The sequence below is a fragment of the Romboutsia hominis genome (assembly GCF_900002575.1).
GTDB classification, from domain to species: Bacteria; Bacillota; Clostridia; order Peptostreptococcales; family Peptostreptococcaceae; genus Romboutsia_C; species Romboutsia_C hominis.
In genome coordinates this window covers 116135-128256 of the sequence record NZ_LN650648.1, presented here as the reverse complement: position 1 = coordinate 128256, position 12122 = coordinate 116135, and the positions used below count along the sequence as shown (strand labels likewise).

At 31.0% G+C, this 12122-nt stretch carries 8 protein-coding genes; all 8 read right to left on the bottom strand.

What is annotated here, in order from left to right:
* Positions 1–63 precede the first annotated feature (63 nt).
* The 8 genes from FRIFI_RS00565 to FRIFI_RS00530 all read right to left on the bottom strand — a co-directional run bounded on the left by FRIFI_RS00565 (position 64) and on the right by FRIFI_RS00530 (position 12113).
* Positions 64–756, bottom strand: a complete 693-nt coding sequence (locus FRIFI_RS00565) for a hypothetical protein (protein WP_092922350.1) — start codon at positions 754–756, stop codon at positions 64–66.
* A gap of 232 nt (positions 757–988) precedes the next feature.
* Positions 989–2554 (bottom strand): sodium:neurotransmitter symporter family protein, encoded by a 1566-nt coding sequence (locus FRIFI_RS00560; RefSeq protein ID WP_092922347.1) that lies wholly within the window; start codon positions 2552–2554, stop codon positions 989–991.
* 224 nt (positions 2555–2778) lie between these two features.
* Complete coding sequence (pyk, locus tag FRIFI_RS00555) at positions 2779–4539, bottom strand: pyruvate kinase (protein WP_092922344.1); 1761 nt, start codon at positions 4537–4539, stop codon at positions 2779–2781.
* Positions 4540–4557: 18 nt separating this feature from the next.
* Positions 4558–5517 (bottom strand): 6-phosphofructokinase, encoded by a 960-nt coding sequence (gene pfkA, locus FRIFI_RS00550; RefSeq protein WP_092922341.1) that lies wholly within the window; start codon positions 5515–5517, stop codon positions 4558–4560.
* A 295-nt stretch (positions 5518–5812) separates the two neighbouring features.
* Positions 5813–9361, bottom strand: coding sequence for a DNA polymerase III subunit alpha (locus FRIFI_RS00545; RefSeq protein ID WP_092922338.1), 3549 nt, complete (start codon positions 9359–9361; stop codon positions 5813–5815).
* Between the two features lie 191 nt (positions 9362–9552).
* Entirely contained in the window at positions 9553–10497 is a 945-nt protein-coding gene (whiA, locus tag FRIFI_RS00540; protein ID WP_166504691.1) for a DNA-binding protein WhiA, read from the bottom strand.
* Positions 10498–10509: 12 nt separating this feature from the next.
* Positions 10510–10938 (bottom strand): NUDIX hydrolase, encoded by a 429-nt coding sequence (locus FRIFI_RS00535; protein ID WP_092922332.1) that lies wholly within the window; start codon positions 10936–10938, stop codon positions 10510–10512.
* Between the two features lie 65 nt (positions 10939–11003).
* Positions 11004–12113: a gluconeogenesis factor YvcK family protein gene (locus FRIFI_RS00530; RefSeq protein WP_166504690.1), complete on the bottom strand. Its 1110-nt coding sequence runs from the start codon at positions 12111–12113 to the stop codon at positions 11004–11006.
* Between the last annotated feature and the right edge of the window lie 9 nt (positions 12114–12122).

The following is a 12122-nucleotide window of genomic DNA, read 5'->3' as shown; positions in this document are numbered from 1 at the left end:
CGTCCGTATATTTTAAAGCTACAAGAATTTATTTTACCAAAAAAATAGAGCCTTATAAAGCCCTTATATAAATAAATCTCTACTTTTATAGCCCCTATACATTTGTAAGCAAGCAAATAATAATAATATAAAACCAAATATAGGGCCTATATATACTAATTTTTCTGCTAAACGTTCTGCTACCCCACTATCCACAATAGCCTTAACTGCGCCTGTGTAGTCTGCCTTGGCATTAATTCCATATCTTATCCATGTAAAAGAAGTCATTATAGCTACAGGTACGACACTCATAGTCATATAAAATCCCGTCATGGTTCTTTGTTTAACACCTTTTAGACCCATGTATATAGGTAAGAAGAATATCACTGGCAATATAAATCCATAAAACTGTGGAGATAGTGCTAAAAACAATATAGAACTAAATAAAAAACTCGTAATATACTTTCTTAAGTAACTTGTCTTTCCCTCAAAATCACATAAAGACGCTTTTAGATACCTTATGTAAACTTCTATACTTCCTTCTATTTTGTTTTCATCTTTAGATCCTTTAATTTCTTTTAAAAGCTCTGTTCCTTTTGAATTTAGTTGCTGATACTGCTTTTTAAAATTTTCATTTATTTCTATGTCCTCATACTTTGTATACAATGTTTTGAGCTGTTTTATGTATTTTTCCTTTTTATTATCCTTTATCCTCTTAGATTTCTCAACCTCTATTCTTATTTGATTTATAGTTGTCATAACTAATTTTCCGCCCATTAAAATCCCCCCTTAAATATATATTAATATACTTAATCTATTTTTACCTTATTATATATGTGTTTTATTCAAAAAACCCTACAGTAAAATTAAGTAGGGTCTTTATATTTTATCTTACTTTTGATCTTTAATTATAGTTTTCATAGATACTCCTATACAGACAAATATTGTAGTCCATATCGTCCCCATAAATACCCATGCAGCGCCTGTCATAAGTTCAACCTCCTTTATTTTATGAAGTTGTTACTTTATTTGATTCTATTTCCTCTTTATATTTAGATTTGATAGATTTATATGATTGAATAAAACCAATCAATAATACTCCAAAAACAACTGCTCTACCTAAATTTACCCAAACGGCAAACTCTGGTATACCTTCTATATAGCTTGGTGTTATTTTAAAGTTACCAGCCATCCAATAATCTCTTGTGAAGAATACTAGGAAAGTTATTATAGTTATTGGTGTTAAGAACTGATGGAACAATCTAAAGAACCACTTAGGGACTTTCCATAATCCGCCTCTATTCATTTCTTGTAAAGCCTTATCTTTAACACACCAACCTATTACTATTATCTCTATTAACCCAAGAACTATCAGTAAGTAGTTACCTATCCAGTTGTCAATTTCTGTAAAGTAAACTAAGTTAGCACTTTGAGTTAGTATTGACTCTAATGCTATTGGTGCCCCAACTATTAGATATCCAACAAATACTATCCAAGCACCTTTCTTTCTATCTATACCTGCATCTTCTTCTAGTAATGCAACTAAATAATTGTACATTGCTATTGCAGATGTTATACCAGCAAAGAATAACAATAAGAACCACAGAGCTCCAAATATTCCTCCACCAGTCATAGTGCTAAATACATTTGGTAATACCATAAATGCAAGACCTATACTTCCTTTTATACCTTCTGGTCCTAAAAATGCATAAGCTATAGGTATAACAGCTGTACCACCTAATATAACTTCTGCAAATTCATTTAATGATACTGTAGCTACAGAAGCTGTTACTATATCTTCATCTGGCTTTAAGTAAGATGCATAATTGTGTATTATACCCATACCTAAAGATAATGTGAAGAATATTTGACCTGCTGCTGCTATTGCAGATGACCATGATAATTGACTAAAGTCTGGATTCCATATAAAGTTAAGACCTGCTAATGAACTCCAATCTGGATTGACTGGTGCCCCTAGTGTCAACGCTCTTATACCTAGTATAATACCAAATACATAAAGCGTAGGCATCATAACTTTGGCCCATGATTCTATACCTTTTTGTATACCTTTCATTACAGCAAATGCTAGACAGAGTAATGAAATAACCCAGAATATTAAATTCTTCGGATCTTGTATATAACTTCCAAAGAACGCTCCTGGATCTGAATTGTATCCTCCTGTCAATGAGTTGAATGCAAACCCTAATGACCATCCTATTATGTGATTGTAGTAAGAGTTAACTAATATAGTAACTCCAAAAGCTATCATTCCACATAAAGCTCCAACTATAATTGCTTTTTTCGGAGCCATTGCTTGCTTAGCCTGTAAATACATCATAGGACCTATTGTACCATGCCCATATTTACCTCCATGGCGTCCAATACTCCATTCAACTAACATTATAGGTATACCTATAACTATTAGTGCGAAGAAGTATGGTATCATAAATGCTCCTCCACCATTTGAAGCGGCTACATATGGAAATCTCCAGAAGTTCCCTAGCCCAACAGCATTACCCGCCATAGCCAATATAAGGCCAACCTTAGAACCCCAATTCTCTCTACTCTCTGACATTTGTATCCCCCCTTTTTTTATAGTTATGCTTTAAATGAGGTGCATATTACTGTTACATATCAATTTGTTACAGAATATGAATACAAAAAATAGCCACTAAGTTTAATTATTAAACTTAGTGGCTAATATATAACTCAAAAATATAGTATAACTGACTTTAGGAATTTTAAAGTTGTTATTTTTAAGTTTTTAGAAAATTTAAAATTATTTTTTAATTCTTTTTACTACAGAACTCTACTTGATCCTCTATATATTACTCCTCTTGATGCATCAACAGTTATAACCTCTCCATCTTTTACTATACTTAATATATCTCTAGCTGAAACTATAACTGGTTTATCTAAGTTTAGTCCAACTATTGCTGCATGTGAAGTCATACCGCCTTCTTCTGTTACTATAGCTCCTGCTTTTTCTATATATGGATTCATTTCTATATCAGTCATAGTTGTAACTAATATATCTCCTTCGTTAAACTCTACACATTCCCCTACATTTCTAACTATACGTACATTACCTTCAGCAGTCTTACTTCCAACACCTATACCATTTGCTATTTCTTCACTTATAACATGAACTTTTATTAAGTTAGTAGTTCCGCTTACTCCAACAGGTACTCCAGCTGTTATAACAACTAATTCTCCATTGTTTATGTATTTAGCATTTTTAGCTGCTTCTATAGAGTTTTCTATAACTTCATCTGTATTATGAGCATTAGATGCTTTAACACTATATACACCCCAAGTAAGAGCTAATCTTCTCATAACTTTTTCATCATCAGTAGTAGCTATTATTGGACACTTAGGTCTAAATTTAGATACCATTCTAGCAGTGTATCCTGTAGATGTAGAAGTTATTATAGCTGATGCATTTAAATCTATTGCAGTTGTACAAGTAGCATGACTTATTGCATCTGTTACTGTTGAGTTATTATTAGTATTTTGCTTTAATAAGTTATCGTAATCTAATGTTTCTTCAGTTCTTTTAGCTATTGTAGCCATAGTCTTAACAGCTTCAACTGGATATTTACCAGCAGCAGTTTCTCCTGATAGCATTATAGCATCTGTTCCATCGTATATAGCATTTGCAACATCTGTAACTTCTGCTCTTGTTGGTCTTGGATTTCTTATCATAGAATCAAGCATTTGAGTAGCTGTTATTACTGGCTTAGCTAATTCGTTACATTTTCTTATTATCATCTTTTGAACTACAGGTATATCTTCTGTTGGTATTTCAACTCCAAGATCCCCTCTTGCAACCATTATACCATCAGAAACTTTTAATATTTCATCTATATTATCTACACCTTCTTGATTTTCTATTTTAGATATTATTTGTATATCTGTAGCATTATTTTTTTCTAATAATTCTCTTATAGCTAATACGTCTGATGCTTTTCTTACAAATGAAGCTGCTATGTAATCTATACCTTGAGATATACCAAATTCTATATCACTTGCATCTTTTTCAGTTATAGCTGGTAAGTTTATCTTAACACCCGGAACATTTACACCTTTGTGATTTTTAACTACTCCAGAGTTTTCAACTACACAAACGATATCATCTCCATTAACTTCTTTAACTCTAAGTCCTACTAATCCATCATCTATTAGTATAGTATCTCCTGAAACAACATCTTTAGCTAAATCTTTGTAACTTACTGTACAAATTTCTTTTGTTCCTATAACATCTTTCATCGTTATAGTAAATGTTTGCCCTTCTTCTAATAATACTTCTGGGTCAGCAAAGTTTCCTGTTCTTATTTCTGGTCCCTTAGTATCTAATAAAAGCGCTACTGGCTTTCCTAATTTTTCTCTTACCCCTTTAGCAACATCAAATCTTTCTTTGTGCTCTTCATGAGATCCATGAGAAAAGTTAAATCTACAAACGTTTAACCCACTCTCAACAAGTTGTGTTAATACTTCTTCCGTACTTGATGCTGGTCCTAATGTACAAACTATTTTTGTTCTCTTCATATTATTTAACATATATATGCTCCTCCTAAATTATATAGATAGTATTTTTGCCATCTCATAAGTTTCCTTATCAAAATCCCTAGTCATTGATAAAGCTTCAGTTATATCCATGTCAATTATTTCATTTGCTCTAGTACCTACAACTCTTCCAGCTTTACCATCTAGAAGCAATTCTACCGCTCTAACGCCCATCTTACTAGCTAATATTCTATCAAATGCCGTTGGACTTCCTCCTCTTTGGACATGTCCTAGTATTGTAACTCTTAAATCTGCATTTGTTCTAGCCACTATTTCTTTTCCAAGGTCTTGGGCATTTCCAACACCCTCTGCTAAAATTATTATACTGTGTCTTTTACCCCTTTTCTTTGTTGTATCTAACTTATTACATACATCATCTACATTATAGTTAATTTCTGGAACTATTATAGTTTCCGCTCCTCCTGCAAGACCAGCATATAAAGCTAAGTCTCCACAGTGTCTTCCCATAACTTCAATTATGTTAACCCTTTCATGAGATGAAGAAGTATCTCTTATTTTACCTATGGCATCTATTATAGTATTAATTGTTGTATCAAATCCTATAGTATAGTCTGTATACGCTAAGTCATTGTCTATAGTTCCTGGTAATCCTATTGCAGGGAAACCTAACTCTGTTAATTTTAATGCACCATTAAATGATCCATCTCCACCTATAACAACTAAACAATCTATACCATATTTTTTTAAAACTTTAACTGCTACTTTTCTTCCTTCTTCAGTTTTAAACTCTTCACATCTAGAAGACTTTAATATTGTTCCACCTCTATGTATAATGTCACCTACAGAAGATAAGTTCATTTCTTCTAGGTCTTCTTCTATTAACCCTTTATATCCTCTGTTAATTCCATATACTTTGCATCCGTAATAAATAGCAGATCTGACAACAGCTCTTATAGCTGCGTTCATTCCTGGAGCATCTCCTCCACTTGTTAATATACCTATAGTTTTCATAATGATACCTCCTAGTATATATTACATACAGGGACATTAATCGTCCCTGTATCTTTTTTTTATCCCATCAAAGTTAAAAAAATTAAACATGCTAATATATTCTTTTCTGATATTATACCATAATATACATTACTTTTTTAATAATATTATTAATATTCTTCTATTTTATTTTTATTCTTTATAGTACATAGGAAATTATATTCCTATTTTAACTTTATAGTAAATATAATCTCCTAAAATGTACTTTATTAAAATATTTTATCTAACGTTTTATTATAAAACTTCATTATTATCTTTATTTCTTTATCTTGATACAACTCTTAGGTAGTATTTTTTCTAAGCTATACATCAACTCTTCACATATATCTACACTTAGACCATTCCACTTGTATAATTGTTTTGTATCTTCTGCATATAAAAATACATTTTCTTTTCCTAAGTGATTTTTAAATACATCACCTATACGGTTTATAATATCTTGATTTTTATGACTATCTACCTTTAGGTATAAACCAAGTTTAGAATTGTTACCTACCTGTGATCTTTGTCTTTGATTATTATCTACTCTATTTTTATATCTAGACTCTTCAAACTTAGAAGTGTCACTTATATCTTTTATCTCTCTAGCTATAAGTTTTGCATTTTCATCCTCTTTTATACTTAGAGTACCTTTTACATATATAATATTATCTTCATTTAGTATATGATTGTATTTTTGCAGTAATTGAGGAAATACTATTATTTCTATTGTTCCATACAAATCCTCAAGTTCTATAAATGCCATAATATCATTTCTTTTTGTAGTTTTTATTATTTTATTAACTACCATACCACCCATTATAACTTCTTTTTCATCTAGTGCTAAATAATTTTCAACATCGTCTTTTAAAGCATTTAGTTTTCCATTATCAATAGAAGTTCTTCTACTTATTTCTTCTTCAAATTGTGAAAGAGGGTGTCCACTTACATACATTCCTAGGACTTCTTTTTCTAAGTTTAGCTTTTCTCTTTCCTCATATTCTTTTAAACTTGGTAACTTACTAACTTCTTGTAATTGAGTAGACTCGCCTTGAGATCCAAATGCATCAAATAAAGATATTTGACCTTGAAGATTTTTCTTTCTGTCCATAGAGACACTATCGATTAAGCCTTCATACCCTGCCATTAGACTTGCTCTATTTTCAGATATTTCATCAAAAGCCCCACACTTTATTAAACTCTCTATAACCCTTTTGTTTATATCTTTTGAATCTAATCTTTTTAGAAGATCTGATATATCTGTAAATCTGCCATTAGCTTCTCTTTCTCTTATTATATTATTTATAATATTCACACCGACATTTTTGACAGCTGCTAGTCCAAATCTTATGTTAGTTCCCTCAACTGAGAATTTAGAAAAACTACTATTTATATCTGGCCTTAATATTTCAATTCCTAATGCGTTACATTCTCTTATATATTCAACAACTTTATCAGTATTACCCATTACACTTGTTATTAAAGCTGCCATAAATTCTACTGGATAGTGTGCTTTTAAGTAGGCTGTTTCATATGATAATACACCATATGCAGCAGCATGCGATTTATTAAAAGCATATTTTGCAAAGTCTATCATATCATCAAATATTTTTTCAGCTATTTCTTCTGGAACACCATTCCTTACACACCCAGCTATTTCTATATTTCCGTCTTCATCTTCTTTACCATGGACAAAGTATCTTCTTTCTTCTTCCATTACATCCATCTTCTTTTTACCCATAGCTCTTCTAACTAAGTCACTACGGCCATAAGTATATCCACCTAAATCTCTAACAACCTGCATAACCTGCTCTTGATATACTAAACATCCATAGGTAACATCCATTATAGGTCTTAAAGACTCATGTAGGTATTTAACTTTATCTGGATTATTCTTGTTTTCTATATAAGTAGGTATAGAATCCATTGGACCCGGTCTGTATAAAGATATTCCTGCCACTATATCCTCGAAATTATCAGGTCTTAATTGTTTCATGAAACTTCTCATCCCAGCACTTTCTAATTGGAATACACCTAGCGTATTACCTGATGATAAAAGTTCATATACTTTTTTATCATCATAATCCATTTTAGAAAAGTCTATTTTTACACCATGATTTTTTTCTATCAATTCAAGTGCATCTCTTATTACAGTTAAAGTTCTCAGTCCTAAGAAATCCATCTTTAAAAGACCAAGCTCTTCTAATGTAGTCATAGTAAATTGAGTTGTTATAGCATCTTGGTGTTTATATAGTGGTACATATTCATCTACTGGATTTTTAGATATAACTACACCTGCTGCATGGGTAGATGCATGTCTAAGCATTCCCTCTATTTGCTTTGATATATCTATGATTTCTTTTGTTTCTTTATCTTGTTCATATAATGCTCTTAGATTTGGATTGGTTTCTAGAGCTTTATCTATTGTCATCCCTAAAGCAAATGGAATTTCTTTTGCTATTTTGTCTACTTTGTTATATGGTACATCTAAAACTCTACCAACATCTCTTATAGCAGCTTTAGCTCCCATTGTTCCAAAAGTTATTATCTGTGCAACGTGATCTTCACCATATTTTCTTTTTACATAATCTATAACTTCTTCTCTTCTTTCATAACAGAAGTCAATATCTATATCGGGCATGGATACACGCTCTGGATTTAAAAATCTTTCAAATAACAGTGAGTATTTTATAGGGTCTATATCTGTTATTTTAAGGGTATATGCAACAATAGAACCTGCCGCACTACCTCTACCTGGACCTACCATTATATTATTTTCTTTAGAGAAATTTATAAAATCCCATGTGATTAAGAAATACTCTACGTATCCCATTTTTTCAATGACACTTAATTCATAATTAAGTCTATCTATAACTTCTTGACTTGGGGTACCATATCTTTCTTCTAATCCCTTAAAGCAAAGTTCTCTAAGATAGCTATCTGGTGTATAACCTTTAGGAACTTCATATTGTGGTAAATGTATTGTATTGAAGTCAAATTCTACATTACATTGTTCTGCTATCTTTACAGTATTATCTAATGCCTCTATGACGTCTGGAAATACCCTTTCCATTTCTTCTCTTGATTTTAGATAAAATTCATCACTACCAAACCTCATTCTATTTGGATCGTTTAAAGTTTTACCCATCTGAATACACATAAGTGCATCATGAATCTTTGCATCTTCTTTATTAACATAATGTACATCATTTGTAGCAACTAATGGTATACCTGTTTCTCTTGAAAGTTTTATTATTTCTTCATTTACAGACCTTTGCTCTTCTATGTTTTGGTCTTGTATTTCTAAATAATAATTACCCTTTCCAAATATACTTTCATATTCTAAAGCGTATTTTTTTGCTTTTTCATAATTTCTATCCATAAGAGATTGTGCTATATCTCCTGCTAAACATGCTGATAAAGCTATAATTCCCTTACTATATTTTCTAAGTTCATCCATATCTATTCTTGGTTTATAATAAAATCCTTCTACATAAGAAGTAGATACTAGTTTTATAAGATTTTGATATCCTTCCATATCCTTTGCTAATAAAACTAAATGTCCTTGATTTTTATCATAATTAGGGTCTTTATCTCTTAATCTACGAGGTGCTGTATATACCTCACAACCTATTATAGGTTTTATTCCTTCTTTTTTAGCTGTTTTATAAAAATCTATTACTCCAAACATACAACCATGGTCTGTTATGGCAATAGAACTCATATTCAATTCTTTTGCTTTACTCACAAGCTTCTTTACTCTTGAAAAACCATCAAGTAAACTATACTCCGTGTGAACATGAAGATGTGCGAAATCTTTGCTCACTAAACCACCTCCTGTCTTATCTTCTTATATTACCATAAAATAAGGTGATAAAACTTTAATTTTAACACTTATCTATTGAGCTATCATATTTATACCTTTAATCAGTATATATCCTTAAAATAACGAACTATTAGTTAATATATACCGTATTTTTATATACAAAAAGAGGTTATATAAATATAACCCCTATATTACTTATTCCTAAGATTGTTAGCTATCTCTTCTATTTTTCTTAATCTATGATTTACACCAGACTTACCTATTGGAGGATTTAGTATTTCTCCTAATTCCTTTAATGTTAAGTCTTCACATTCTAGCCTAACTTTAGCTATTTCTTGCAAGTTTTCAGGTAAACTATTTATTCCGATAGTTTCTTGTATAAACTTAATATTTTCCACCTGTCTAACTGCTGCATTAACAGTTTTTGAAAGATTCGCAGTTTCGCAGTTAACTATACGATTTACATTATTTCTCATTGCTTTTACAATTTTTGTGTTCTGAAGACTTAAAAGTGCATTGTGAGCTCCTATTATACTTAATAAATCCGATATTTGTTCACTTTCCTTTAAGTACACTACATAGTTATTCTTTCTAAGAACTATTTTACAATTAAATCCTAATGAATTTATAAGGTTCTGTAGGGATTCTGCAAATTCCTCATTGTTAGTTACAAACTCCATATGATAATTTTTCCCCGGATCACTTATAGATCCTCCTCCAAGAAATGCACCTCTTATAAAAGCTCTTATACATTCATCATCTTTTAAAAGATGACTTGGTACTTTATTTAAAGGATAAAATCCATCTCCTGGCTCTAATATCCCTAAATCCTTTATAAGTTTTTGTGCTCCCATTTCACTAGTAACCATAAGAACATAGCTATTATTTCTCTTTAGCATTTGATTCTTATTTACCGATATAGTTGTGTTTATACCAAAATTTTGTTTTAGTAGTCTAAATACCTTACGAGCTATAGAGTTTAGCTCCGTAGTTATCTTTAAATTTAATTTTTTATATCCTACAATTTGTATACTTCCTGATAATCTTACTAGAGCAGCTAATTCAGCTATGTTGCAATTATCATTATCTGACGTAATTCTTGCTAACTCATTTTTCGTTTCAGCTGAAAAAGACATAATTATCACCTATTAACTGTTCTTTTTTAATCGTTTTTTTATTTCTTGTAAAGCAACTTTGATGATTTCCTTTTCATCATCATATCTAGCCAAGTCTACTACCCTATCTAAATGTATAAACTTAGCATCTATAAACCCTTCTTCTTTTTGAGGTATTGTATCCATATTTCTTGCATGCATTAAATACCAAAATACAGTTTTATGAACCGCTTTGTTTTCATCCCAGTTTTCTTTGAATGTATAATGAATTTCACCTAAATATTTCAGTATTTCAGCTTTTACCCCAGTTTCTTCTAAAACTTCTCGTAACGCTGCCTCTTGCCTATTTTCGCCTTCTTCTACCTTTCCTTTCGGTAAAACCCAATCTCCATTGAATTTTCTAAGTAAAAGTATGGCATTGCCAAATAGTACTACACCTCCGGCACTAACCTCTTCTCTCATAGATGTTCACTCCTTAAAACTAACATAATAATAAGGATTTCTACATAAATACTTAAAATCCTTTTTTACTTCATAGTGTCATTTTTATGACTTAGTGCCAAATCAACTATTATACTAGAAATGCAATCTGCATCATGTCTAATATAATTATTTTTTATCTCAATTAGGTTTTCTTCTATCGATTTTACCCCCATACCTTTAAGGGTATTTTTTTGCCCTTTGTCTAGTAAAACTTGACTAGCACCATCTTTTTGGTATCTTTCATATATATATTCTGGTAATATTTCATTATTTGATATCACATAATCAATAATATTTTCACTTGAATGTTTTATTATTGCATTTACATGTTGCAAAACATTGTATTCGTCTGTTTCCCCTGGTTGGGTCATTATGTTAGATATATATACCTTTGGGGCTTTTGACGCTTTAATTGCATCGACTACTCCATCAACTAAAAGATTTGGAATTATACTTGTATATAAACTTCCTGGACCTATAACTATTATATCAGCATTTTCTATAGAGTTAATAACTTCGTCCAACGGTTTTGCATTAGATGGTTCTAAAAATACTTTTTCTATAGATGTATTTTTAGATTTTACTTCCTTTGGAATATTCGATTCCCCTTTTACTATGCTTTTATCTTTTAGCTTTGCTACAAGATTTATATCTTCTAATGTTACTGGCAATACCTTTCCAGTTATTGCAAATATTTGACTCATTTTATATACAGCAACTTCAAAATTTCCATATAAACCATTCATTGCTGCCAAAAACAGATTGCCAAAACTTTGACCTTTTAAGCCACCTTCTGTGAATCTATACTTCATAACTTCATCCATAGTAGGCTCTATATTGGCAAGAGCTAACAGACAATTTCTTATATCCCCTGGAGGCAACATCCCTAAGTCTTCTCTTAATACTCCAGATCCTCCACCATCATCTGCAACAGTAACTATTGCAGTTATATTTTTAGTATGGTATTTTAGACCTCTCAAGAAAATTGATTGACCTGTACCTCCTCCTATAACAACAACTTTTGGTTCTACACTTTCCTTACTTCTAAGATATCTTGGCTTGATTCTTTCATTTACAATTCTTCTATATAAATAAAATGATATTAATAAAGAAACCCACCCTGTTACCCCTACTATAAAAAATATAGTACTCATTTTTTCCTC